The organism is Allobaculum fili (assembly GCF_020969955.1).
Lineage (GTDB): Bacteria > Bacillota_I > Bacilli_A > Erysipelotrichales > Erysipelotrichaceae > Allobaculum > Allobaculum fili.
Map to the genome: position 1 here is coordinate 38,838 of NZ_JAHDSX010000002.1, position 25,722 is coordinate 64,559.

Below are 25,722 nucleotides of genomic sequence, written 5' to 3' on the forward strand. Positions count from 1 at the left end.
CCAGATCGGCAAAAGAAAAGCGGTGTTTAAACCATCGAAAACAGATGTACAGACCGATTTACGGGAAGGAGCAGCGGCTCTTTCCCGTTTTCCGCTTTACGCCCGACTGGCTTTCCAGAAAAGAATCCTTTCTTTTTCGCACCGAGCGTAGCAGCACGAATCGTCCGTTCGGGGTGGAGAAAAAGGGCGTGGATATAATGGAGATGCCTATGAAAAATGAAAAAACAACCGCGGGAACGGCAGATTTGTCCTCCGCCGCTTCCCATTCAGAACAAAGGACACCCGTTCTTTCGGGTCTGGCGTACAAGATTTTGAATCACGCCCATCTCGATGAAAAAGAGCGGGACGAAATTCTTCATCCCTCCCCGCTTCGTCCCGTCTGCACGGCTAAATGCATGCAGGACTTTGTAAAGCGTATGGAAGAGGCGAGAGAAAAGGGCCAGAAAGTGCTGATCGCGGGCGATTACGACTGCGACGGCATTATGTCGACGATTATTTTGTATCAGGGCCTGAAACGGTATGGCCTGGAAACGATGTACTACATTCCCGACCGCTTAAAAGAAGGATACGGCTTAAGTGAGCAGACCGTTGAAAAGGCAGCAAAAGCCAGCTATGACTTGATCATCACGGTCGATAACGGCGTATCGGCTGGTTCCGCGCTGGAACAAGCCAGAGAACTTGGCGTGGATGTGATCGTTACCGATCATCATCTGTACGAAGATGAACCGGACTGCACGCTGCTCGTTCACCCGATGAAAATGGGCGAAGACTTTGATGTATTGTGCGGTGCTGGCGTCGCCTTTGAATGCGTACGGGCGTTAGGCATAGAGGAAGAAAAATTTCTGATCTATGCGGCGGTCGCTTCGATTGCCGACTGCATGCCTGTCTTTAAGGAAACCCGATCGATTATTCAGGAAGGTCTCAAGGCGCTCAACGCCCATCACGAACCGCATTTTGATCCGTTCATTCGCTCCTATCCAGTGTGTGAAACGGATATTTCCTTTCAGGTTGCTCCTTGCATCAACGCCCTGGGCCGTCTGAGCGACCGGGCCAAAGTGAATACGTTTGTCCGCTACATGGAAAGCACGAATCCGATCGAAATTCAGAAATACGCTGCGCGTGTAATGGAAATCAACGAAGCGCGCAAAGAAATGACGTATCAGGTGCAAAGCCAGGCGCTTGCGGAAATTAATCCGCTTTCCGCCATTCTCTTTGCGATTTCCCCGAATTTCCATGAAGGCATTATCGGTCTGGCGGCCGGCCGGCTGAGCTCCCAGTTCGATAAGCCGGCGATTGTCGGAACCTTAAACGGCGATGTAGCCAAATTCAGCATGCGCGCTCCCGAAGGCTATCACTGCCTGGAATTCCTGCAGAAATACGATGGCTTTCTTGCCCTTGGCGGTCACGCACAGGCAGCGGGATTCGCCCTGCCGGCGGGTAAAGTCGAGGATTTTCGAAGCTTTCTGATCAAAAACGCCTCCAAAATGGTGCGGACCAAAATGCCGGCTGAACCGATGGAAATCGAAGTGTCGGACATCACCGTTGAAAACATGGATTCTCTGCAGGCGATTCGTCCGTTTGGAACCGGCTTTAAAATGCCCGCATTTGAAATCGATCAGCCGCTGATTCTTAAAAGCTTCGACTTTTCGCAAGGCCGTCATCGCCGCTTTTATCTCGATGGCGGCATCAACGCGATTCATTTCAACCAGACCTCTACGGATAAGCTGGCCAAACAGGAAGGCATTGAAAAGCTGATCGGCTCGATTTCCATCTCGACCTGGAACGGTACGCGAAAAGCCGAGTTCATGATCGACGAAATCGTCTACGAAATCTGATCGGAAAAAAGTCGTTTTCTGCAGGAAAGCGTGTCGGTTTAAAGCGGCATATGTGCAAATTTGTGCAGAGATCTCGCAGCTGCAGAGCGCACTCGAAAAAAATACCGGTACAATCAGACTGTACAGAAGCTCAGAAATTCGGTACGCTTGATGTTCTGTTCCTCTTGGATGGAACAGTGTGAAAAAAGAAGAAGTGCTGCAAAGCAGCCAGGAGAAAATACAACTATGGATTTAAAAACCAGAATCGCTTCGATTCCCGGATTTCCAAAAGAAGGCATCATTTTCCGGGATATCACGCCGATCCTTGCCGATCCGGAAGCGCTCGCGCAGACTGCGACTGAAATCGGAAATTTTGCCAAAGAAGTAAACGCGGATGTCATCGTGGCTCCGGAAGCCCGCGGCTTCATGTTCGGCATTCCAGCCGCCATGGACGCGAAAATTCCGTTCATTCCCGTACGCAAACCGGGCAAACTCCCGCGTCGTACCATTACGGAAACATACACGCTCGAATACGGCGAAGATTCCCTGCAGATGCATGCGGAAGATCTCAAACCGGGAAGCCGCGTTCTGATCGTGGATGACCTGCTCGCAACGGGCGGAACGTGCGAAGCGATCGCCAGCATGGTTCGCAAGGAAGGCTCCGAAGTAGTCGGCTTCGCGTTCGTTGTCGAACTCGATGACCTCAAGGCCCGCGCGAAATTCGGCGATACGCCGGTTCTTTCCCTCGTTCACTACGAAGGCGAATAGACGGCCGTAAAAGGACACGCCGATTTTTTAAAGCACAGGAAATCCGATTCTGAATTTGTTTTGAAAAGGGAAGAGGCTGGCCATATGTTGAAAATGTATAGGACAGGCATTTCCGATTGAAAAAACAAGTAAATCGAGTAAGCTTTTCCAAAAACGATTTAAAAAAACCAAGATTTCACATAATATGAAGAATAATCAGCAGCCGGGAAATAAATTCCGGCTGCTCGTTCATATATCCGTTTTAAAACGTGACAGAATGTTCTCATTCCAAAAACGGAAACGATTGACCATCGCTTTGGCTTACGGCGCTCCCAACGCTAGAGCAGCAAAGAGCGCATCTGTCATAAGGAAACCCGTACGAATCAGAAGATAAAAAGGAGGCACCTATGGCGACTAAACACAGCGTCACGATTGAAGAATGTATGGAACATATTCAGACCTACATTCATCGCAAAGAAAATCTTGAGCTGATCGAAAAAGCCTGGAAATTCGCAGATCATGCCCACGAGGGACAGAAGCGAAGATCGGGCGAACCGTATACGGTTCACGTCATTCAGGTCGCCGACATTCTGGCTGGACTGCACTGTTCGCCCAAAACCATTGCCGCCGGTCTGCTCCATGACACGCTTGAAGACTGCGATGATGTTACGTACGAAATTCTGGAACAGGAATTTTCTACGGAAATCGCCGATCTGGTCGAAGCCGTCACCAAAATTGGAAAGATCAAAAAGGAATTCAAGGACGAAAAGGAATACCAGGCCAGCAATCACCGCAAAATCTTTATCGCGATGGCCAAGGACGTCCGCGTCATTCTGATCAAACTGGCTGACCGTCTTCATAACATGCGCACACTGGAATACCAGTCCGAATCCGCGCAGAAGCGCATCGCCCGCGAAACGCTCCAGGTGTACGCGCCGATCGCCCATCGTCTTGGTATTTCGCAGGTAAAAAACGAACTCGAAGATCTGAGCTTCAAGTATCTCGATCCAAGAGAATACCAGAACATCAAGCAGCTCGTCGCCAACCGCGAAAGCGAACGTAACGAGCAGGTTACCGAGATGATCAACGACATCAAGACCATTCTCGACAATTACCATATTCCATACCGTATTTTCGGCCGCTCCAAGCACTTCTACTCCATCCATAAAAAGATGGTCACCAAGCACAAACGCTTCGAAGAAATTCTCGACTTGCAGGCGATTCGAATCATTACCGATTCCATCGCGCACTGCTACGAAATTCTCGGCTACATTCACGCCACCTATACGCCAATCCCTGGCCGCTTCAAGGACTACATCGCGATGCCAAAAAGCAACCTGTATCAGTCCCTGCACACAACGGTCATCTCCTCGGCATCCGGCAGCACGTTTGAAATCCAGATCCGTACCGAAGAGATGGATTCCGTTGCCGAAAAAGGTGTCGCCGCCCACTGGCTGTACAAGGAAAACAAGTCTGGCATGGACGAGGGGATGCAGACGAGGGAAATGGAAGACAAGCTTTCCTGGTTCCGCGATTTCTCCATCATCACCGACGAAGACAGTGAAGATCCGCTCGAATACATGAACACGGTGCAGAAGGACATTTTCGAAGCCAACGTCTACTGCTTCACCCCGCGCGGCAAAGTCATCTCGCTGCCCAGCGGGGCGACGCCCATTGACTTTGCCTATCGCATTCATACCGAAGTCGGCAACCATACTGTCGGCGCACAGGTCAACGGCGGCATCGTTCCGCTCAATACTCCCCTCAAAACCGGCGATGTGGTTTCGATCATGACCAACAAAGCGTCGGCCGGCCCTTCGCCCGACTGGATCAAGATCGTCAAGAGCGCCCACGCCCGAAACAAGATCCGTGCTTTTTTCCAGAAACAGGCGCAGAAAGACAAGCGCGAAGATGTTCGCAAAGGACAGGAAATGTTAATGGACGACATGAAAAAGGCCGGACTCGATCCGTCCATCGTCCGTACATCCAAGAAAATCGACTCGATTTTGCAGAGCCTTTCCTTTAAAACGAGCGACGACCTGTACGCGGGCATTGCCGCCAAACGCATTCCGACTGCGGTCGTCATTGAACGTCTGAACACGACTAAGGCGGCCGTCGATGACAACGAAGAAATCATCAAGCTGTTCTCGAAAAACGAGAAAAAGGAAAAAGTGTCCGACTGCGGCATCGTCGTACCGGGCATCGACACGATCAAAGTGTCCCTTTCGCCCTGCTGCTCGCCGATCCCCGGCGATGAAGTCGTCGGCTACATCACCAAGGGTCATGGCGTCAAAGTTCACTGCAGGGACTGCCCGAACATTGCCAAGGAGTCAAAGCGTCTGATTCCTGTCGCCTGGGGCGATAATCTCGAAGACAAAACGTATCCGGTTCACCTGCAGATCGAATCCAATGATCGCAATTATCTGCTTTCGGATCTCGTTACGGTTTTCCAGCAAAACGGCATTTCCATACGGGCCATCAATTCAACCGTCAATAGCGATTCGCTGACCGCGACGACCAAAATTGAAATCATGGTGCGGAATTCCGAATCTCTTGAACGTCTGATCGCCAATCTGCGCAAGGTTCGCTCCGTCCTTTCGGTCACCCGTGTCATCCTGTAAGCCGCTGCCCGCCCTGCACAAGAAAAGGCCATTGACCGCAAGATCGGACAGTTTGTACAAAACAGTTGAGCAATACTAGAAATTGATATCGACGGAAAGGTTTGTTTCGAAAATCGATCGTCATTCGATACAATACCCATATTGAGGCGGCGCTTTCAGAGAGTTTTCAAATCGGGCAGATCTTTCTGTTTCCGTGGGGCACTGGAAATTCGCAGTTCTGAAGGTGTGCGTCCCTTTGCGGCTTCTGGCTGCTTGACCGGAAAGCTCAAAAGGAAAAGAGAGACAGAAGGAGAATCGTATGTTTAAAAAACGTTTTGCTGCGGGTCTTCTTGCAGCAGGTATGCTGCTGGCAGGATGCAGCGGTTCCGGCGGTTCCGACGGCGCAAAAGCGGTTATGACCACGTGCACCGCAGAACAGGAAGGTCAGACCATTCAGGTTGTTCTGAACGCGCCCTCCGAAAACGCACAGATCAGCAGCATGGACATCGCCATTACTATGGACCTCTCGTCTGCGGGGGTTGACGGTGAACAGCTGATAGACCTGTATGGCAGTATGATTAAAAGCCAGGTAGCCCAAGAGCTGGGAATCGACGAAGAGGATCTGAACGTTACCGCGGACGGATCAAAGCTCAGTGTCACAGTATCGCTTAAGGATCCTAAGAAATTCTTCAGCAGTGTTCTTGGAGAAGAGGAAGTCAAAGACAGCGATCTCGTTTTTTCCACAGCCAAAGCACAGCTCGAAGCACAGTTCACCTGTGAATAGTTCAAAGCTTCCCGCTGTATGCAAAACCGTTTCTTCCTGTTGGGGAAGAAACGGTTTTTTGTGGACGCCCGCCCCTCTCACACAAAGCCGAACCCTCAGCAGAGCAGAAGAACAAAGGGGGAAAGTTTCTGGTGCGCTTAATATTGTGCGAAAGAACGAGCTCCATTTCGAAGACATCTTTTCCGCCCGGATTTTGCGCGCTCAAGATGAGGAAAGCTGAATAAAGCTGTACGAAACGGATGAACTTTAAGGGGAAAGAAGAATACTTTCAAAAAAAGCAAAATCATATTTCGATCCTTTTTGAAAATCGAGCCAGATACAGGTGTTCCATAAGGATTGAGTGCTTCCCCCCCCTGAAAATGTCAAAACGTGCCATAGGGTATACTGGATTCAACCTGGATAATTTACCCTTCAGGAAAGAAAATGCCTGCTGGATCGCATGCGATCCGACAGGATAAGAAAACGCGAAGAGAGGTATTTTAAATGAGAAAGAGAAAGAATGGCCGCGCTGTCGCATCCGCTTTACTCATAGCGGGCACACTGCTGGCAGGATGCAGCAGTTCGAAGCCAGCAGGAAGTGAGGTCAAAGCGGAGGTGCTGACCTGCACCGTTTCACAGGAAAACCCGATCGTGAAGGTTATTATAAAAGCTCCTTTCAAAGATGAAATGGTGAACTCGATGGAATACGTTGTGATCTATGATCTTGGATCCGCCGGTGTGGAAGGACAGGATCTGCTGGATCAGTATGGCGAGTCCATGAAGTCGGATATGGCTCAGGCATATGGAATACCAGAAGACAAAATCGATTTGAAGACGGAAGGGAATCTCCTCCAGGCCAGCATCGTCTTTGATGATCCCAAAGAACGTTTAACCGACATTCTTGGAAAAGAGAAAGTCAGCGACGAGGATCTGGTTTTCTCCCGTTTCAAATCGCAGATCGCCAATAAGCTGATGTGCGAGTAATTCCATTGATCTCTGGGAAAAGAACCGTTTCCAAAAAATGATAAGCTCCCCGGCGAGCAGACACGTGAAATAAACAAACGTGTTCTTCTTGAAAGGGAGCTTTTCTGACCTCCACAGATGGTATCTCTCGGGGTTTCTACCTTATCTCAAGCCCCTTCAATTCAGCGATAGGTAAAGCACTTTTGGTTATCCTCCAACATTTAAGAACTTTCTAAAAGCCTCTCTCCTGATACGGTGGGGTTTTGTGGAAAAAATACAGTATTTCTGTTATTTTGACCCTAAACCGTATATAATTTTCGAACAGGGATAAAAGCTCCAGAACAACCGAATTACGTATAATTTGCAGATAGGGTCCTATCTGCATTTTGTTTCTCGTTCAAGAATTAAAGAGAAAGAGGGTGTTAATGTGAAAACCATGGATGACTTCAAAGCTTATCTGTTGAAAGTATATAAAGGAAAAATCGAGGAGCGGATTTCTGAAGATTTGACAGATTTGTTTAATCAGATTTGTGAGTTCAAGAATAATTGGTGCAAACAACCAGTCATTAAGTCTGATTTCACTCTGCTTGAATGCGAGCTAGAATTTTCTTCAATGTCGAAAATTATCGCACATCTCCTGGTCGATGTTCATTTCGCTTGTTATGAAGTGACAATGGATAATGATGGAAATGCCGACTGGGATGTCTACGCTGCTGACCAACACACTGGAGCCTATCTTAAGCTCGAGGCGGATATCAAAGACGATCTCACCTGGTTTCAAATCTGCGATTCTTCACTGATCATTTCTGAAGATCCTTTTGAATACTTCAAAGCAAGACTTCCGGAAAATGGCCTGTTCTACTCAGACAAACTTCTCCCCCAAATTACATCTCACGACCTTAACGCTGTCGCATGTAGATTCCTGGAGGACTGCTATTATTCCAACCCTGAATGTGAACGTGGCAAAGAAATCGACCTCATGAAGTTGGCGGAAAATATGAGGCTGACCGTTAAACTGATCAGTACCCTGTGCCGTCATGAAATTGACGGACAAATCTTCTTCAGTGATGGAACATACACCGATTACAATATGTGGACCGATACTTGCTCACAGGAAAACGCTACTCCTGGAACTGTGGTGGTTTATACGGGCCACTCTAGCAATCGGCACAACAACACATTAGTTCATGAGTGCTTGCACTGGTATTTGCATCGAGCATCATTCTATTTGCAGAGACTATTAGGACATGAGCTGCCGAGCATAACTTGTCGAAAAAGCACAATGCAAGGCTATGAACACGGTGATTACTGTCAAATTCGCGAGTGGCAATCCAATAAGATTTCCCCACTCGTGCTGGTTCCATCCAGTGATAACTTACTGGAGTTAGCCCATGCTGAATTTGAAAAGGTGATTCAATCAGATCCCGGGTGTTTTCAACTAGATGCGGCAGACTCTGTAATCCGATCATTGGCAAAAAAATATAACGTATCTCCTCAGCTTTTTGCGATCCGCCTCAAAGAAGAAGGGGCAAAAAACTTAGACGGCTTTTATCGGTGTCCAAACAAAAAGTCTGTTGGCTTATCTTCCTATTGCGATCCATACCTTCTTCGTGATTGGGAACTGCGATTTGGTCAAACCTATGACATTTCTTTAGAAGAGTTTGAACAGTGGCTAGAAGAGAATCCTACAATGAAAGAAGCCCACGATCTCAACATCATTAAGCATATTGACGGTCACGTGTGCCTAGTGAAACCAAATTTATGTTCGCCGGTCAGTCCATCAAATTTATCTGAGTATGCCCGAATGCATATGGATGAATTCTGCCTTGTTTTTAACGAAAACAAATCTCGAAATTCTTATGGAGACAATTCATCCATCCAAAACCCGAATCGTGCTGTTCCTGTTGATACTTTTAAAAAGGTGAAACAGATCATTCTGACAAACCCAACCAACCAGGAAGCAATGCAGTGGATCAAGAAACAAAGTGACGATATTCGCAATACACTGCGGACACTTGTTCAAGAGTTGAGCGCCGATACCAAAACTCTAAAAAAGTGGTCTGGATATACTACTGAAGCCATAGCCTATCAGGGTCATATAAGCGAAAGTGCGTTCAAAAATATCCTTTCTAGCAAAACCGAGGAGCCAAAACTCGAGACGCTCATCTGCCTTTGTTTTGGTATGAAATTGCCATACAAGCTTTCACTTGCTCTTTTGGAAGCCGGTGGAAAACACCTCAATAATTCTGAAACGCAATCTTGCTACGATGAGATATTGCAGAACTATACATATGATTCACTCGAAGTCGCCAACGCATATCTAGCCTGGTGCGATATAAAACCTCTAGGAAATCCGTTGGATTAGGTATTTCAAGTAACCAAATCAACCCCTGTAAAAACCTCCAGAACGCGGAAACCAACCATTGTTCGGAGGCTTTTTTTGTGCTCGTACTTTATTTAAAGCATTAGTTGTACGTTGCTTCACCACAATCATTGGGCACTTGAAGTGCCTTTCACCATTTCCGTCACCCACGTATTCTGACTATGCGAGGCAGCCAATGCCTCTAGAAAGTCAAAATCCTACACGGTGGCCACCGGACTGGATTCATTAAACCGAATGCCGAGTCCGTCATCTTTACTACGTCTTTTTCTGTATGCCTGCGGACTCAGTCTGCAGGTTTTTTGTTTTCCGGTCGGTGGGACCGAGTCGGAAAAGTGCTCATCAGATATGAAGACAACTACATCGAAATCCCAGTAAACCCAGAAGAATGCCCCTATGACCAGGAGTGGTTCGAAGAAAACATCAACAAGCCGGAATACAACATCTGGCACCGTGAAACCCGCCATCTTGATGGCCGTTATAACGGAACCGACGAAGCAACACTTTATCTGTGGGACCAGGTAGCCGCCAATGCTCCATCGCTCGAAGAGACGGTCTCCAACAAGATCCTCGAAGAAGACATCCACGCCTGGATTGACCAGGTCTTGGACGAATACGAGAAAGACCTGTTCCTCTCCGTCGCCTACGATCGTGTCTGCACCACTCAAGAGTATGCCGCGATGCACGATCTCAAAGCTACAACAGTCAGAAAAAGACTGGAGCGTGTTCGAACAAAAATGAAAAAAGCTGTCACGCAGTCCCCATTCTCGTGGCTAACCAGTGAGGAGGTATCCAAATGAAAAACTTGGAAGCAATCAGCCAGGAAATGCTGAAAGCCAGCATCGACCTTTTCTTAAAAGCCGAAGACGAAGAAGCAATCTTCTCTCTGCTCCATCGTATCACTGAGAATCCCGCACCAGTCGGAATTATCCAGATCGCCAAAGACTACGATCAATCACCGTTTGTGATGGAAGAAATGCTCGATGCCATGGATTGGACTTATCACGGGTTCGTCAATCCAACACACCTTGCACAGGGTCTGTGCGTCGTTGACCGAAAAGGTCAGCTGAGAATCACACCAGCAGGTCGAATCAAACTTCTGCTGGACTTCATGAAGGATGGGTTTCTTCCCGTCGTCAAAGAAAACAAGGAGGCAGCATGAACGAATTGATCCGCTACAACACCGAAAACGAACCCTACATCGAGGGTCGCGCGCTCCATCAGGCACTGGGCGTTAAGTCGAAATATGCCGACTGGTTCTCCAGAGCGTGTGAATACGGCTTCGAAGACGGAAAGGACTTTTTCTCAAAAATGAGAAAAAGTTCCGGTGGCCGTCCCACAGTCGATCATGACCTGACCATCGACATGGCTAAAGAACTCTGCATGCTCCAGCGTACCGAAGGCGGACGGGTCATCCGTAAATATCTGATCGAAGTCGAAAAAGCCTGGAACGATCCGGAAACCGTGATGGCCAGAGCCCTTGCTTTCTCCAAGCAGACCGTTGCCAAGCTGGAGCAGAAATGCTCTGCGCTGTTGCTCGACTGCTCCATCAAAGACCAGGTGATCTCCGAGCTGCAGCCCAAAGCGACCTATCACGATCTGGTGCTCCGCTCGAAAGATCCGCTGCCCATCTCGAAGATTGCTAAGGACTACGGTTTCTCCGGCCAACATCTCAATGGTCTTCTGCACGAACTCGGAGTCCAGTTCAAACAGTCCGGAACATGGCTGCTCTACCAGCAGTACGCGGACAAAGGATATACAAAAAGTCACACCTGGGAGAATGGCGGACACACCGGCATTCACACCTACTGGACTCAGAAAGGGCGCTTATTCATCTACGAGCTGCTCAAAAGTAAGCTCGGAATCCTGCCAAAAGTCGAGCGGGACCAAGACGATGAATGATCACGATTATAAAGAGCCAGGATTTTTCCTGGTGCTTTTCCCGGATCACGCTCTCAACCATATAAGAGCCGTCCTTCCAGATGGGCAAAGCTTCGAGCAGCTGAAATTGTCAGACCACGGCAGATCTACTTCTGAAATCGCAGAAGTCTATGGCTTTACCGGCACATTGCTTAATCAGTTTCTGGAAGCTCACCTAATTCAGCAATGGATCTGTACGTCCTGGCAGTCTAGTGGCGGCTATCAGCTTTTTGCCAACGGACATCACTATCAAGACGTTGTCTGGAATATTGCTGGTCAGCTTTTGATCCACGGAATGCTTCAGGACATTGGTCTTATCCCACTGAACTAATACAAAAAACCGGAAAGGTCCGTTTGGGCCTTTCCATATATTTATAGGTCTGGCGGATGGGTCGATTTTATACGGATTTATCCGTCATGTCTTGTCGCCTAGACAGATGAAAGGAGTAAGCAAATTGGAAGATTTGAAAAAGCAAAATATCTGGATTTGTTGGACCCTCAAGAACGGCAAGAAAACTCCAATTGGCGCTTATGGCGAGGCTACCAGCGCTGATCCAGATAAACATGGCTCGACTTATGTGACCTATGAAGAAGCCATGAAAGCTAAAGAGAAACGAAACTATGCAGGCGTTGCCTTCGTTTTGCCTGCTGGATATTTCTTCCTGGACATCGACAATCGCTCTCTTGACGATTCCCTGACAAAAAGGCTCATGACTCGCTTCAAAAGCTATGCAGAAAAGTCCCAGAGCGGAAACGGCTATCACATCTATGGCAAATGCGATCCCTCGCAGATTCCATCAGAAAACGGAAAGCTGTCCTCTCGCTTTTACGTCAAGCATCCCGACAAGAAGCTGGAGCTGTATGTTGGCGGACTCACCAAGCGATTCTGTTGCTTTACAGGAGATGCCATCAACGAATACCCGCTGCGCGAATCGACACAAGCTGTGTTGGTAACGTATCGGCATGAAATGCTGCGCAAGAAGCTGCAGCGAAAAATGGTCCCGGAAATTGATGGAGATGATGAGGAGTTATTCGACATCATCTGTGATTGCCGAAGATTCAAAAATAGTGACAAGTTTGCAAAACTGTACGACCAGGGAGATATCAGCGACTACGGAAGCCATTCTGAGGCTGATTTAGCTCTATGCAGCATGCTTGCATTTCGGATTGGCAACTGCCCCAGTCTGATTGATACCGCATTTCGCAACTCTGCCCTGTACAGGCAAAAGTGGGAGCGGGACGACTATCGAATCAGCACCATCACAGGTGCTGTAGAAGGTCAGAACGGCAATTTCTATGATCCCCATAAGGGAATGCCGGACTTTATCGTCCTGGACGACAAGAAGCGTCCGAAGGTCTCTCCCGTCAAGCTGGTAGAGTGCCTCAAGGAGCGTTATCACTTCATCCAGGTTAAGAACTCCGGAAAAGAAACCGCCCAAAAGTACGTATACGAAAAAGGTCGCTACTTTTGCTATTCCGACGATATGTTCCGCTCTTTGCTTAAAGGGCTGATCGAAGAATATGACCCGATGTTCGTCAACAGCCACGTCATCAACGAGGCTTTGCGCTTGATCATGATGCAAAAGGATTATGTAACCCACGAACAGCTGGACGGAAACGAGGATTACATCAACTTTGAGAATGGCTTGTTGTATCTGCCGACATTGGAGCTTTTCGAACACAGTCCGGACGTCTACTCCACCATTCAAATTCCATGCCGGTGGACTGGAGAACCAGAAGATACTCCGGTGTTTGACAAGTACATGGATGACCTGTTTCCAGGCGATTCTCAAAGCCAGAAACTCGTTATGCAGTTCATGGGTGTTGCAATCTCCAACATACACGGTTACCGGATGAAAAAGGCGCTATTCATGATTGGTCCTGGTGATACTGGAAAATCCCAGATTCGCAAATTCGTCGAGATGACCATTGGTTCGTACTATTGCACCTCCATGGAGTTGGACGATCTTGAGAAGCGGTTCGGTACTTCCCAGATGTATGGAAAGCGGATCTGTGGGTCTGCCGATATGCGGTTTAGCAGAGTTCCAGAGCTCAACATCTTCAAGAAAGCTACGGGTGGAGATTCGCTGCCAGCAGAGTTCAAGGGAGAAGCCGCATTTGAGTTTGTCTACAAAGGTGTGCTCTGGTATTGCGGAAACAGGCTCCCTCGATTTGGTGGTGATGATGGCTCGTGGGTATATGACCGGATTTTGCCTCTGGAATGTAACAACGTTATTCCTAAAGAGAAGCAGGATGTTGAGCTCATCGACAAGATGCTAGCGGAACGACAAGGGGTCATTTTTAAAGCGGTGCTGGCAGCTAAAGAAGTGGTTGAAAATGAGTATCGCTACACCGAGCCGTCCACCAGCATCGGGCTGCGTCAGGAGTTTAGGCAGGACAACAACAGTATTCTTGCCTTCATGGCGGAGTGTTTGGAGATCACAGATGATACCAGCTGCATGGAACCTTGGTGTACATCGGGTAAGGTCTATGACATCTACGCTCGTTGGTGCCAGGACAATGGACGAAGAGCCAAGTCTTCTTCCGAGTTTCGAAAGCAGCTCTCTTCTGAGCTCAACAAACCTTATCCGGCTTTAGTCCAACGCAAAAACACCGGACGATTTTTCAACTGTATCCGGCTCACGGATGAAGCGATCCACGAATATCGATCACGTGTTACCGGATCAGATGATACGAATTCTGAGTTTTCGCCTGAAAGCTCTGAAGAGTCTCCTGCAAACAATACGGCAGAATCCACCAACACATGTTCGTCTCAAGAAGAGGATTTTTCCTTCCTAGACGATCCTGATTTGCCTTTCTAGTGACAGCATAAACACAATTATGTCGGCTTCATGTACGGCAAAGCTTTTCTCCGACATGCTTATTTCTCCTTTACCTATCCCTCTTTCTTATTATTAGTGACACTAGTGACACCTTTTTTAAAGAAAAGAGAAAAGAGAAATAAAAAAATAAATATAGGTATAGGGTATATAGAAAAAAGAAAAAATATAAATAGAGGAGTATGAAAAAAGCCGACATACGACATGCGTCATGCTCAAGAAAGGCAGCCCCATGTGTTTGTGATGAACGAAAGGAGCCGCTATGCGTGAAAAAGAAATCGAGGCCAAACTGACCAAAGCCGCAGCTGATTGTGGTGGCTGGGCTTTGAAGCTAGCCTCTCCAACCGTTTCTGGGCTTCCCGACAGACTGGTTCTGTTGCCTTGTGGAGTCGCTTTGTTTGTTGAAGTCAAAGCTCCAGGCCAAAAGCCCAGACCGCTGCAAAAGGTCATCCATCAAAAACTCCGAAAGCTGGGGTTTTCTGTGTATGTGTTGGACGACCCAAAGCAGATTCCATACATCCTTGAGGAGGTGAAGCATCATGCAGTTCATCCCTCATGAGTACCAAAACTACGCTGTCGATTTTGTTGAGAATCATCCCGTGTGTGCGTTGATCATTTCCATGGGACTTGGTAAAACAGTCATCACACTGACCGCCTTACTGGATCTGCTCTTCGATAGCTTTCTGGTCCACAAGATCCTGATTATCGCTCCACTTCGAGTAGCCAGAAACACCTGGCCAGAGGAGCTGGATAAGTGGGACCACTTGAAGTCCCTGGAATACTCTCTGATTTCAGGCACTCCCCAGGAAAGACTTCAGGCGCTGGCCAAACCAGCAGACATCTACATCATCAACCGGGAGAACGTTCCCTGGCTGTGTTCGCTTCCTGGCTGGGATTTCGACACGGTCGTAATTGATGAACTCTCCAGCTTCAAAAACCACAAAGCCAAGCGCTATCAAGCCCTGATGGCCAAAAGACCCATGGTCAAACGGATCATTGGGCTAACAGGAACGCCTTCTCCCAACGGTTTAGAGGATCTGTGGGCTGAGTTCAAGCTGCTGGATATGGGTAAACGGCTGGGCAGGTTCATCGGCCAGTTTCGAAACCAATACATGATGCCTGGTCGTCGAAACGGATACATCGTCTACAACTACCTGCCGCTTCCAGGAGCAGCCGAGCAAGTGTATGAAAAGATCTCGGATATTGCCATCTCCATGAACTCTGTGGATCATTTGAAAATGCCCGATCTTGTCATGATCGAACAAAGAGTTCTGCTCTCTACTCCGGAGCAGGATCTGTACCAGCAGATGAAACGGGATCTGGTTTTGCCCTTCATGGACCAGGAAATTACCGCTGCCAATGCTGCGGTTCTTACCGGAAAGCTTTCTCAGATGGCATCCGGAGCAATCTACTCCGAATCAGGCGAAAGCATCCACATTCACTCGCGGAAGCTGGATGCGTTGGAGGATCTGATTGAAGCCGCTGCTGGAAAGCCGGTTCTCATTGCCTACTGGTTCAAACACGATCTGGAAAGAATCCAGTCGAGATTTCCGGTTCGAGTGCTGAACACCGACAAGGATATTCAGGACTGGAATGCCGGAAAGATAGTGATTGCCGCCATCCATCCTGCTGCTGCAGGGCATGGACTGAACTTGCAAAGTGGAGGAAGCACGATGATTTGGTTCTCCTTGACCTGGTCTCTGGAGTTGTACCAGCAGACCAACGCAAGACTGTATCGGCAAGGACAGAAAGAGACGGTCCGGATCTATCACCTCATCACAGCTGGAACAATCGACGAAGAGATCATGAAAGCATTGAAATACAAAGACGTCAGCCAGGCGAGGCTGATTGAAGCCGTGAAGGCACAATTCTAGAAAAGGAGTCGCTGAATGGATAACAAGACATACCTTGACCAGCTGGATCGGATCAAGAAATCCATCTGGCTGCTCGATTTGAAAATTGAACGCAAGGAGCAAGCCCTGCACAGCATTTCTTCTCCAGGTTTTGAACCGCACTATTCGAACGGTGGTCCATCCGGTGATGCTGCTCATGCCAAGAGAATCATTGAGCTGGAAACCTTAAGAGCCAACCGGAAGACCATCATGGAAATCTACCAGCACTTTGAGCAAGAATTGGAAACCATTCTGGACCAACAGAACTCAGAATGCTCGGAGATTTTGGCCGATCGCTACCTCAAAAACATGACTTTGAGAGAAATCGGCTACCACTTCGGCTACGGGAAAACGACCATCAGCCGAAAGATGATGCAAGGAATCGACAGCTTAGTCCTCCCAAAACAGCCCTTTATCGCTGAAAATGCCTTCAAAGCAAAGGGCCTTCAGGAGTTTTTGGTCGCTGCTTGAAAAAAGGAACAAGTGGGACAAAAGGGACAAGCGGGACGAGCGTCTTTGTGATATGGTAGACTCACAAGAAAAGTAAAGAGAGGTCACAGCGAATAGGTTGTGGCCTTTTTTCATGGGGGCTTGTATGAATGGACAGGAACATTACAACGGCTGGGATTGCTTCGATAAGATGGTCGAGCTCTATGGAATTGATGAAGTACGAATCTTCTGCAAACTGAATGCCTTTAAGTATCTGTATCGCTGCAAACACAAAGCCGGTGATGATGACCTGTCCAAAGCTCTCATGTATCTTCAGAAATACTTTGAACTGAAATCCCTGCGCGATGTGCAGTCTACATAAAACTTTCGCCCATTTTTGAGCGAAAGTCCCTCCCGTCTTGTGGCGGGTTTTCTTTTGGAGGTGAAGTCTATGCCTGGCTACAGAGTAAGAAAACGTGATGACAAGTACGAGGTTCTCTATCCCAGCGGGAAGGTTCGCTGCCGTGTGGATGATGGCGAGCTTGCCTATGAGATCGCTAATGATCTCATGAGAGAGCGATCTCAGGAGCCCACACCCGTGAGGTGCGTGGAGTCCGGAGAGATCTTCAAAGACCACTACGAAGCGGCCAGAGAGTATGGCGGTAATCCTAACGGGATCAAGCGTTGCTGCCTTGGAATCATCTCCCGTTCGTGTGGTCTTCATTGGGAGTTTGCCGATGCCCTTGAAGCCTAAACACCCATGCGGCTGGCCAGGCTGTCCCAACCTCACCGACAAAGCCTATTGCCCTGAACACACCAAAGCAGCCAACAGACGCTACGAAAAGTACAGACGTGATCCCGGAACAAGATCCCGTTATGGAAAAGCCTGGCAGGTTGCTCGTAAGAAATACAAAGCGAAGCATCCGCTCTGTGAGATGTGTCTGGCTGATGGCAAAGCCGTGCCCATGGAGCAGGTTCATCACATTGTTCCGCTCTCACAGGGTGGAACCCATGACGAAAGTAACCTTATGAGCTTATGCAAAAGCTGCCACTCCAGGATTCATGCAAAAGAAAAAGGACATTGGAGGTAAAAAATGTATGATTTTCACCATTTTTTGCCCAGGGGCGGTCTAAATCTCAAGCCTGCTGCTTGACAAATAACGAGGGCGGCCTTTAACGCACGAAAATTCGATTTCAAACGGGTAAATAGGCCGAAGCAAAAAATCGAAAGAAAAAAATTTTTTAATCCAAAAGGAGGGTGAGAAATGAAGCAATACAAATTTGAAATCATGAGGTCAGGCAATCTTGTCTCATCACTTACTGAAATGGAGAGTTTTGTTAACAAATATGCAAAAAAGGGATGGGATTTGAAGTCTATTCAGCATTTCCCAGATATGTCGACGTACCTCTTCATATTCACCAAAACAGTTTAAGGAGCTTTGAAAGGAGGTCCGAAATGGCAAAAGACGGTACTAGACGAGGCGGAGCAAGACCTGGAGCAGGTCGAAAAAAGAAGTCCGCAATTGAAAAAATGGATGCTGGAGAGGCCATTTCTTTGATCTTACCAGAACCGGTAGACCTGATTGGGACGGATTGTCCTCCGGTCAAGGAATACCTGAAAGCCAATCAGAAATGCGGCATTGACCTGTCCGCAGCCGATGTGTTTGAGGATACATGGAAGTGGCTGGCTGCCAGAGGGTGCGAAAAGCTGGTCTCTCAAAATCTGATCGAGCAGTACGCAATGTCCGTTGCTCGATATATTCAGTGCGAGACCGCTATTTCTGACTACGGATTTCTGGCTAAACACCCTACAAGTGGAAATCCAATGCAGTCTCCCTATGTGGCGATGAGCCAGAACTACATGAAGCAGGCCAACCAGATCTGGTATCAGATCTTCCAGGTGGTAAAGGAAAACTGCACCGAGTCCTGGAGCGGAAACACACCGCAGGATAACGTGATGGAGCTGTTGCTCCGGAAAAAAGGATAGGAGGTCCTCTCTTGATTATCGAAACGAAAAAACTGCAGGAGCTTATCCCTGCTGACTATAACCCGCGAAAAGATCTGCAGCCTGGTGATCCAGAATATGAAAAACTCAAACGCTCCATCGATGAGTTTGGTTATGTCGATCCCATCATCTGGAACAAAAGAACCGGTAGAATCTGTGGAGGACATCAGAGATTTAAAATTTTGAAGGCCCAGGGTGTAGAAGAAGCCGAAGTAGTGATCGTCGACTTCGACGAGGAGAAGGAGAAAGCCTTCAATATTGCTCTCAACAAGGTAAATGGTGATTGGGACAAGGACAAGCTGGCCCTGCTGATCACCGATCTGCAGGCCTCGGACTTTGATGTATCTCTGACCGGCTTTGACCCTGCGGAGCTGGATGATCTGATGGGCAGCGACAGTGATGCAAAAGACGATAACTTTGATGTGCAGGCTGAATTGGAGAAGCCTGCTTTTTCTTTGCCCGGAGATATCTGGACCATCGGAAAACACCGAGTCATCTGTGGGGATTCAACGGACCCAACGGTCTTTGAACGACTGCTCCAGGACACCAAGGTCAATCTGGTGTGCACCGATGCTCCCTATTTCGTCGATCTGAACAGCACGTCCGGAAAGATCAAAAACGACAACCTCAACGACAAGGAAGCCTACGAATTCCTGATGAAGGTCTTCACCAATCTCAAAAACGCCATGGCTATTGATGCTTCCATTTACGAGTTCTACGCGACGATGAAATCCAGAATTTTCTATGACGCATTCGAAGATGCTGGTTTCAAAGTCGGAGCAGGTCTCGTCTGGAAGAAACCTCGGGCTCCCTTCATGCGAACCGACTGGAAATTCAACATGGAGCCCATCATCTTCGGCTGGCGAAAAGATGGAAAGCACAAATGGTATGGCGACCAGAAGCAGACGGCTGTGTTTGAATTCGACGGAATTAAGGATTCCAAAAAAGACGGACACGGCCATCCATCTTCCAAGCCAATCCCGCTGATTGCTTATCTGATTGAGCAGTCCACTGCGACCAACGGACTGGTGCTGGATTGCTTCCTGGGTTCTGCTTCCACCCTGATGGCCTGCGAACAGATCAATCGCATCTGCTACGGCATCGAGCTGGAACCGAAGTTTGTCGATGTAGCCGTCAAGCGATACATCGAGTACACGGGTTCTAACCAGGATGTGTTTGTCATTCGTGATGGTAAAAAGCTCCCGTACTCCGCTGTTGTTCCTGCTTCGGAAGAGTCGGAATAAAGTGCTTTATCTATCGGTCTTTTTCCTAATTATAGCTTGCTATGTATCTCCTTTAGAGTGATATATACAGTGCCCGGAGGGCAAGGGAGAACAAGCATGAAGAACACAGCGAAACAGATCGAAAACATGAAGAAACAGACGATTGGGGTCGAGATCGAAATGGCAGGCATTACTCGCAAGGCAGCCATCAAGGTCATCGCAAAGTACTTCAACACCGAAGACACCATCGAACACCAGGGTGGCGGATACGACCGCTACACCTGCGAAGACAACCAGGGCAGAACCTGGCAGATCATGAAGGACGTCAGCATCCAGGACACCTTCAGCAAGCAGACCGAGATGGTTACCCCGATTCTTCACTACGAAGACATCGAAACCCTGCAGGAGCTGGTCAGAGCCCTTCGCAAACGCGGAGCCATTTCCAACCCGGAACACGGATGCGGAGTTCACATCCACATCGGAGCCGACGGCCACAACGCAAAAGCCCTGCGGAATCTGGTCAACATCATGGCAAGCCATGAAGCCCTGATCAAAGAAGCCTTGAACCTCGACAACGCACGCGTTAGACGCTATTGCCGGATGGTTGACCAAGACTTCCTCGAAAAGCTCAACGACAAAAAGCCAGCCACCATGAGCCAGCTTGCAGACCTTTGGTACGCAGGAACCTGGGGTTCCAGAAACGCCCACTACAACGAATCGAGATACCACATGCTTAACCTCCACGCCACCTTCACCAAGGGAACCATCGAGTTCAGACTTTTCCAATTTGACAACCCAACCGAAGATCGCAAGGGCGGCCTTCACGCAGGACAGCTCAAGAGCTACATCCAGTTTTGCCTGGCACTGAGCCAAATGGCCAAAGATGCCAAGAGCGCTTCCCCAAGGCCACAGCAGAACGAAAACCCCAAGTACGCGATGAGAACCTGGCTCCTTCGCCTGGGCTTCATTGGAGAAGAATTCAAAACCGCACGCGAAACCCTGACGAAGAGACTGAGCGGAAACGCAGCCTTCCGGATGGCTTAAGGAGGACAACATGAAAAACTACGCAGCCTACGGCAGCAACCTCAACATCGGTCAGATGAGCCACAGATGCCCAGGAGCCAAGCTCCTGGGTACTGCCTGGCTTGAAGACTGGCAGCTTCTCTTCAAAGGAAGCAAGACCGGTTCCTACCTGACGATCGAACCAAAGAAAGGCAGCCGGGTCCCACTTGGGATCTGGAAGGTGAGCAAAGCCGATGAGCAAATGCTTGATATCTACGAAGGCTGCCCGGACTTTTACCAGAAGTACGAACAGACGTTGAACGTGTGTCTGGAAGGTGGAACCACCAAACGTATGAAGGTCTTCTTCTACGCAATGCCCACCAGTGCAAAACTGGGTCTTCCCTCCAGGCGCTACCTTCTGGTCTGTCTTGAAGGCTACCGGGGCTTCGGATTTGACTCGGCCTTTTTAGAAGAAGCCTTGAGGGCTTCAAGGAGAACGAAATGAAAGACATCCCTGCAACAACCCAGATCTGTCCACGGTGCGGACGAAAGTACAAAGAACCGCCTGCTATTTCCAGGCAGGACAACAAAACGGAAATCTGCCCCTTGTGTGGGACCAGAGAGGCTCTGGACGCTCTTGGAATTGACCGGCTGGAGCAAGAACACATCCTTTGTACCATCGATTTCTACAGCCATCAGGCACGCAAAAACAAGAAGTAAACCGGTAGAATCAGAGAAAGAAAAAGCTCTGATTCTGCTTTATTTATCGCTGATTTGCTTGCTATGTATCTTCGTTAGAGTGATATATACAGTACCAAAACGGAGGACAGAACAATGACAAACAAAGAAGCAAAACATCAGGTATTCATGGAGGCGCATGCAAGATGGCTGGCCAACCAGGAGAAACATTACGGATACAACGAGAACGTTGGAAAATACCAGGACGACCTCAACGAGATGGTTTGGGCAGACTGGGAATTCACCGAAGCCCACGAAAAACTCTGGAGCGACTACATCAGATACTTCGAAGAAGGCATCAGCCCCTACAAAGCAAAGCTGAGCAAGAAAGAAATCGAACGCCGCCTGGAAAAGAAAATGGACGACATGGTTCAGGCCGAGTTCAAACGCTACGCGAAAGCGACCTACTAGAAAGCAATACCCAAAGGCCTGCGGGCCTTTTTAGATTGGAGGTTTCCTTATGGCAATGCGAAAGCTGAAAAAATACAAACCTACAAAGTTCAAGGCTCGCACATCTTATTACGATAAGGAAGCAGCCGACTATGCGGTTAACTTTATCCAGTGCCTGTGCCACACCAAAGGAACCTGGGCTGGTAAACCCTTTGAGCTGATCGACTGGCAGGAACAGATCGTGAGGGATCTGTTTGGAATCAAAAAAAAGAACGGTTATCGTCAGTTCAATACAGCCTATATTGAGATAGGAAAAAAGATGGGCAAACAAGTTGCGTTAAATACATTAATTCCTACTCCAAAAGGCTTTACCACGATGGGGGAGATCAAGGTTGGCGATACCGTATTCGATGAAACCGGATCTCCGTGTCACGTAGTGGCCAAGAGTCAGGTCGATTTTGACGAGCAGGCCTATCGTATTGTGTTCAAAGATGGAGAGGTCATCGAAGCTGGTGAGAACCATCAGTGGATTGGAGAGAAGCATCAAAAACCGATAATGATGACAACCGGTGACTTGTACAGGTATTTCCAAACCAAATCCTACAATTTTCGGATTGCTGTCAATGGAGCGCTGGAAGCCCCTGAAGCGGAGCTGCCGATCGATCCATACCTGATGGGGTATTGGCTTGGTAACGGACATGCCACCAAGCCAGAAATTACTGTAAAGACTTCCGATGTTCCGGAAGTCCTTTTTAATGTCCAGCAGAACACTGTAGTCAACAACGCCTGGTTGAATGTTGGCGACTCACTAATTTTCAAAATCAACGAGCTGAAGCCAGTCCTGCTCAAGTCATTCCATGACAAAGTGATTCCGATTGAATATCTTCGTGCCTCTAAAGAACAACGGCTCCGCCTTTTGCAGGGATTGATGGACTCTGATGGATGTATCTCAGGAGTAAAAGGACAAGGAGTTTACTACTCCACAGAAAAGAGGTTAGCGGAAACAGTTAGTGAACTCCTGTGGACGCTGGGAATCAAAAATGCGATCACCTCAACTCCATCTACGCAACCGGCTAATAGGGATATGCCAAGCCAGGAATGTGGCAGAGTTGCTACCGGTGAAACCTGCTATATGATCAAATTCACCTGCTTTGACGATGTGAAAGTTGCTGGTCTATCCAGAAAACTAAAGAATCGGATTCCCAGAAATCCAACGACCAGATCCCATTTTCGATATATCGACTCGATTGAGAAAATCGAGAACCGAGGAATGCAATGCATCCAGGTGGATAGCCCGTCCCATCAATACTTGATTGGCAAAAGCTGTCTTCCAACGCACAACTCAGAGCTTGCAGCGGCCATTGCATTGCTCCTCACCTGCGGAGATGGAGAGCAGCGAGCTGAAGTGTACGGCTGCGCTTCGGATCGTCAGCAGGCATCCATTGTTTTTGATGTTGCTGCTGACATGGTCCGGATGTGTCCGGCTTTGAACAAGCGCTGCAAAATCCTCGCTTCTCAGAAACGGCTGGTGTATCTGCCCACGAATAGCTTCTATCAGGTTCTTTCCGCTGAAGCCTACTCGAAGCACGGCTTCAACATTCACGGAGTTATCTTCGATGAGCTACATTCCCAACCAAATCGAAAACTACACGACGTTATGACCAAAGGTTCCGGGGATGCCAGGATGCAGCCCCTCTTCTTTCAGATCACCACTGCAGGAACAGATACCAACTCGATCTGCTATGAGGTCCACCAGAAAGCTAAGGACATTCTGGAAGGCAGAAAGGTCGATCCGACCTTCTATCCAGTCATCTATGGAGCTGATCCGGATGATGATTGGACCGATCCCAAGGTGTGGAAAAAAGTTAATCCCTCCTTGGGGATTACCGTTCCAATTGAAAAAGTCCAGGACGCTTGTGAATCCGCTAAGCAGAATCCTGCTGAAGAGAATGCGTTCCGGCAGCTAAGACTTTGCCAGTGGGTCAAACAATCCATCCGCTGGATGCCAATGGACAAATGGGACCTTTGCGCTTTCCCCGTTATCCCGGAAGAGCTCGAAGGCCGTGTTTGTTATGGAGGCTTGGACCTTTCCAGTACCACCGATATCACCGCCTTTGTTCTGGTCTTCCCTCCTATTGAGGAGGATGAACCATATCAGATCCTGCCGTACTTCTGGATTCCAGAAGACAGCCTGGATTTGCGTGTAAAGCGGGATCATGTTCCCTATGATATATGGAAGAAGCAGGGCTACCTGGAAACTACCGAAGGAAATGTTATTCATTACGGATTCATCGAGAAGTTCATCGAGCGGCTTGGTGAAAAGTTCAACATCAAGGAGATTGCTTTTGACCGCTGGGGTGCTGTTCAGATGGTTCAGAACCTCGAAGGCATGGGCTTCACCGTCGTGCCCTTTGGCCAGGGCTTCAAGGATATGTCTCCGCCAACCAAGGAGCTGATGAAGCTAGTGCTGGAAAAGAAGATAGCCCATGGCGGACATCCAGTTCTTCGCTGGATGATGGATAACATCTTTATTCGTACTGACCCTGCGGGTAATATTAAAGCAGATAAGGAGAAGTCCACAGAGAAGATCGACGGTGTGATTGCCACTGTCATGGGGTTGGACCGTGCTATTCGCTGTGGAAACATCAGCACCGAGAGTGTGTATGACAGTCGAGGTCTGCTGGTGTTTTAAGGTAAATTCTATGATCAACCTCGAAAATGGAAGATGGATTTGGATTTTCTACTATGCGTTCTTTTTGCTTATCTTTGTGTACGACCTCGCCAGGTGCTTCAGAGTCAGGAAGATGAAGCTGGTTCCGCTTTTGGGAGCGGTGCTCGCCATTATTGCTCCTGTCTGGTTCTTCTTTTTTGCGATCGGGAGAGGTCCTGCTGGTCCGAATGAGTTCATTTATTTATATCAACAATTAATTGTAGATGACAGTTCAGCCTGGGTTAGTCTTGCTTTATTCATTTTGACAATTCTCCTGTTTGTTTGGAGCATCTTCTTACCGTCCAAAGTAAGAAAGAACCAAAAGCGCCACTGAAAAGTTGGATTTCATCCGATCATGAAATAAATCCAACCTCCTTGGATTCTAAACTTTTTCTAAACAACGAAAAAGTCACGACTTTGTCACTACTAATCTGTAGACTCGTCCTCATGAATCAAGAATTATTCATGAACGCTCTTTCGAGCCTGCTGGTTGTGTCGGATTATGCCGAGTATCTCGATACCCGCAGAAGCTTCATTATCGACAATCTTTGCAAACTCGGCTATCCAGAGGATGCTGCCGTCTCTTACTTGATGTCCTGCGGAGCCATTGAACAAGAACGTGCTGAACAGTACCTAAACGAAATTGAGCTTCAAGGTTTGAGTGAAGAATTCGAGCAGTGGTCAGATCAGGATGAAGTCATCGAGGAAAGGAAACAAGGAATTCTGGCTACGCTGTCTTTGGGAATCAGAGCTCTGAACCATCCTCACCGTTTCCACTAAATAAACTCTGGACTATTGTTTCCCGAACATCTGCAATCACTGAAATGTTGGAGACTTTTCTTACAAACTTTCTGGGCACAGGGAATAGTTATTCTATATGGGACCGGTATCATCTGCCCATGAAAAATGAAGAAATCAAAAGATACGGGCTCGCCATGTGGCTCGATCGCCAGACAGATCTGGTTCTCTGTGACAAACCCAGCATGTTGTTTTCCTTCCTTGAGGCAAACCGTCTCACGGACCAACTGAAGACAGCTTTTCTGGTTCGCCTTCAGAAGACTATTGTTCTTTTTCAGGAAAGAGCGGTAGCAAATTCTGATCTTTCGGAATTCAAGAAAGCTTTGATTCCTTATATTGAATCTGAGGAATATCCCGTTTACAACGAGGAGCACTTCCATCCTCTGGCGGAATACTTGGCCGCTTCTGTGACAGAAAATTATGAATCCGTCGATGCAGACGCTATCCAGAAACGCTTTCCGGAGCTGGAACTTTGCTTCTGAAAACCGACAAGTCTGTTCAGACTACC

At 48.1% G+C, this 25,722-nt stretch carries 27 protein-coding genes; all 27 read left to right on the forward strand.

Translation table 11 applies throughout. The features are described 5' to 3' along the window. The first annotated feature begins 209 nt into the window (after positions 1-209). The 27 genes from Afil_RS00900 to Afil_RS01035 all read left to right on the forward strand — a co-directional run bounded on the left by Afil_RS00900 (position 210) and on the right by Afil_RS01035 (position 25,696). The gene (locus Afil_RS00900; protein WP_230266650.1) at positions 210-1,835 is read left to right on the forward strand and encodes a single-stranded-DNA-specific exonuclease RecJ; all 1,626 of its coding nucleotides are present in this window, start codon (positions 210-212) and stop codon (positions 1,833-1,835) included. A 225-nt stretch (positions 1,836-2,060) separates the two neighbouring features. Next, positions 2,061-2,582 carry an adenine phosphoribosyltransferase gene (locus Afil_RS00905; RefSeq protein WP_230266651.1) on the forward strand — a complete coding sequence of 174 codons (522 nt, stop codon included), beginning with the start codon at positions 2,061-2,063 and terminating at the stop codon, positions 2,580-2,582. Between the two features lie 386 nt (positions 2,583-2,968). Further along, positions 2,969-5,182, forward strand: a complete 2,214-nt coding sequence (locus tag Afil_RS00910) for a RelA/SpoT family protein (RefSeq protein WP_230266652.1) — start codon at positions 2,969-2,971, stop codon at positions 5,180-5,182. Positions 5,183-5,480: 298 nt separating this feature from the next. Further along, on the forward strand, positions 5,481-5,945 hold the full coding sequence (locus tag Afil_RS00915) for a hypothetical protein (protein WP_230266653.1): 465 nt from the start codon (positions 5,481-5,483) through the stop codon (positions 5,943-5,945). A gap of 483 nt (positions 5,946-6,428) precedes the next feature. Next, a complete protein-coding gene (locus Afil_RS00920) occupies positions 6,429-6,908 on the forward strand; it encodes a hypothetical protein (RefSeq protein WP_230266654.1) in 480 nt (159 codons plus the stop codon). 406 nt (positions 6,909-7,314) lie between these two features. After that, positions 7,315-9,252 carry an ImmA/IrrE family metallo-endopeptidase gene (locus Afil_RS00925; RefSeq protein WP_230266655.1) on the forward strand — a complete coding sequence of 646 codons (1,938 nt, stop codon included), beginning with the start codon at positions 7,315-7,317 and terminating at the stop codon, positions 9,250-9,252. 350 nt (positions 9,253-9,602) lie between these two features. Next, the gene (locus Afil_RS00930; RefSeq protein WP_230266656.1) at positions 9,603-10,067 is read left to right on the forward strand and encodes a sigma-70 RNA polymerase sigma factor region 4 domain-containing protein; all 465 of its coding nucleotides are present in this window, start codon (positions 9,603-9,605) and stop codon (positions 10,065-10,067) included. After that, positions 10,064-10,429, forward strand: a complete 366-nt coding sequence (locus tag Afil_RS00935; RefSeq protein WP_230266657.1) for a hypothetical protein — start codon at positions 10,064-10,066, stop codon at positions 10,427-10,429. The genes Afil_RS00930 and Afil_RS00935 overlap by 4 nt, the downstream gene beginning before the upstream one ends. Then, the gene (locus Afil_RS00940) at positions 10,426-11,169 is read left to right on the forward strand and encodes a phage antirepressor KilAC domain-containing protein (protein WP_230266658.1); all 744 of its coding nucleotides are present in this window, start codon (positions 10,426-10,428) and stop codon (positions 11,167-11,169) included. The genes Afil_RS00935 and Afil_RS00940 overlap by 4 nt, the downstream gene beginning before the upstream one ends. After that, complete coding sequence (locus Afil_RS00945; protein ID WP_230266659.1) at positions 11,162-11,518, forward strand: hypothetical protein; 357 nt, start codon at positions 11,162-11,164, stop codon at positions 11,516-11,518. The genes Afil_RS00940 and Afil_RS00945 overlap by 8 nt, the downstream gene beginning before the upstream one ends. 106 nt (positions 11,519-11,624) lie before the next feature. Then, on the forward strand, positions 11,625-14,009 hold the full coding sequence (locus tag Afil_RS00950) for a phage/plasmid primase, P4 family (protein WP_230266660.1): 2,385 nt from the start codon (positions 11,625-11,627) through the stop codon (positions 14,007-14,009). A 280-nt stretch (positions 14,010-14,289) separates the two neighbouring features. Next, a complete protein-coding gene (locus Afil_RS00955; protein ID WP_230228015.1) occupies positions 14,290-14,586 on the forward strand; it encodes a VRR-NUC domain-containing protein in 297 nt (98 codons plus the stop codon). Continuing rightward, positions 14,567-15,901 carry a DEAD/DEAH box helicase gene (locus Afil_RS00960; RefSeq protein WP_230266661.1) on the forward strand — a complete coding sequence of 445 codons (1,335 nt, stop codon included), beginning with the start codon at positions 14,567-14,569 and terminating at the stop codon, positions 15,899-15,901. Before Afil_RS00955 ends, Afil_RS00960 begins: the two co-directional genes overlap by 20 nt. A 15-nt stretch (positions 15,902-15,916) precedes the next feature. After that, positions 15,917-16,390, forward strand: coding sequence for a hypothetical protein (locus Afil_RS00965; RefSeq protein ID WP_230266662.1), 474 nt, complete (start codon positions 15,917-15,919; stop codon positions 16,388-16,390). Between the two features lie 124 nt (positions 16,391-16,514). Continuing rightward, positions 16,515-16,730 (forward strand): DUF3310 domain-containing protein, encoded by a 216-nt coding sequence (locus Afil_RS00970; RefSeq protein WP_230266663.1) that lies wholly within the window; start codon positions 16,515-16,517, stop codon positions 16,728-16,730. Between the two features lie 69 nt (positions 16,731-16,799). Further along, on the forward strand, positions 16,800-17,102 hold the full coding sequence (locus Afil_RS00975; RefSeq protein WP_230266664.1) for a hypothetical protein: 303 nt from the start codon (positions 16,800-16,802) through the stop codon (positions 17,100-17,102). Continuing rightward, complete coding sequence (locus tag Afil_RS11630) at positions 17,086-17,439, forward strand: HNH endonuclease (RefSeq protein WP_230266665.1); 354 nt, start codon at positions 17,086-17,088, stop codon at positions 17,437-17,439. Before Afil_RS00975 ends, Afil_RS11630 begins: the two co-directional genes overlap by 17 nt. A gap of 365 nt (positions 17,440-17,804) precedes the next feature. After that, positions 17,805-18,335 (forward strand): P27 family phage terminase small subunit, encoded by a 531-nt coding sequence (locus Afil_RS00985; RefSeq protein ID WP_230228773.1) that lies wholly within the window; start codon positions 17,805-17,807, stop codon positions 18,333-18,335. 11 nt (positions 18,336-18,346) lie between these two features. Continuing rightward, on the forward strand, positions 18,347-19,597 hold the full coding sequence (locus Afil_RS00990) for a site-specific DNA-methyltransferase (protein ID WP_230266666.1): 1,251 nt from the start codon (positions 18,347-18,349) through the stop codon (positions 19,595-19,597). Positions 19,598-19,693: 96 nt separating this feature from the next. Next, a complete protein-coding gene (locus Afil_RS00995; protein WP_230266667.1) occupies positions 19,694-20,620 on the forward strand; it encodes an amidoligase family protein in 927 nt (308 codons plus the stop codon). A gap of 10 nt (positions 20,621-20,630) precedes the next feature. After that, positions 20,631-21,083, forward strand: a complete 453-nt coding sequence (locus Afil_RS01000; RefSeq protein WP_230266668.1) for a gamma-glutamylcyclotransferase family protein — start codon at positions 20,631-20,633, stop codon at positions 21,081-21,083. Then, complete coding sequence (locus Afil_RS01005) at positions 21,080-21,298, forward strand: hypothetical protein (protein ID WP_230266669.1); 219 nt, start codon at positions 21,080-21,082, stop codon at positions 21,296-21,298. The genes Afil_RS01000 and Afil_RS01005 overlap by 4 nt, the downstream gene beginning before the upstream one ends. 114 nt (positions 21,299-21,412) lie before the next feature. Beyond that, positions 21,413-21,727 carry a hypothetical protein gene (locus tag Afil_RS01010; protein ID WP_230266670.1) on the forward strand — a complete coding sequence of 105 codons (315 nt, stop codon included), beginning with the start codon at positions 21,413-21,415 and terminating at the stop codon, positions 21,725-21,727. Between the two features lie 49 nt (positions 21,728-21,776). Further along, positions 21,777-24,398 (forward strand): terminase large subunit, encoded by a 2,622-nt coding sequence (locus Afil_RS11065; RefSeq protein ID WP_500861502.1) that lies wholly within the window; start codon positions 21,777-21,779, stop codon positions 24,396-24,398. Positions 24,399-24,408: 10 nt separating this feature from the next. Then, on the forward strand, positions 24,409-24,750 hold the full coding sequence (locus Afil_RS01025; RefSeq protein WP_230266671.1) for an Asp23/Gls24 family envelope stress response protein: 342 nt from the start codon (positions 24,409-24,411) through the stop codon (positions 24,748-24,750). 113 nt (positions 24,751-24,863) lie between these two features. After that, on the forward strand, positions 24,864-25,196 hold the full coding sequence (locus Afil_RS01030; RefSeq protein ID WP_230266672.1) for a hypothetical protein: 333 nt from the start codon (positions 24,864-24,866) through the stop codon (positions 25,194-25,196). A gap of 119 nt (positions 25,197-25,315) precedes the next feature. After that, the gene (locus Afil_RS01035; RefSeq protein WP_230266673.1) at positions 25,316-25,696 is read left to right on the forward strand and encodes a hypothetical protein; all 381 of its coding nucleotides are present in this window, start codon (positions 25,316-25,318) and stop codon (positions 25,694-25,696) included. Positions 25,697-25,722 lie beyond the last annotated feature (26 nt).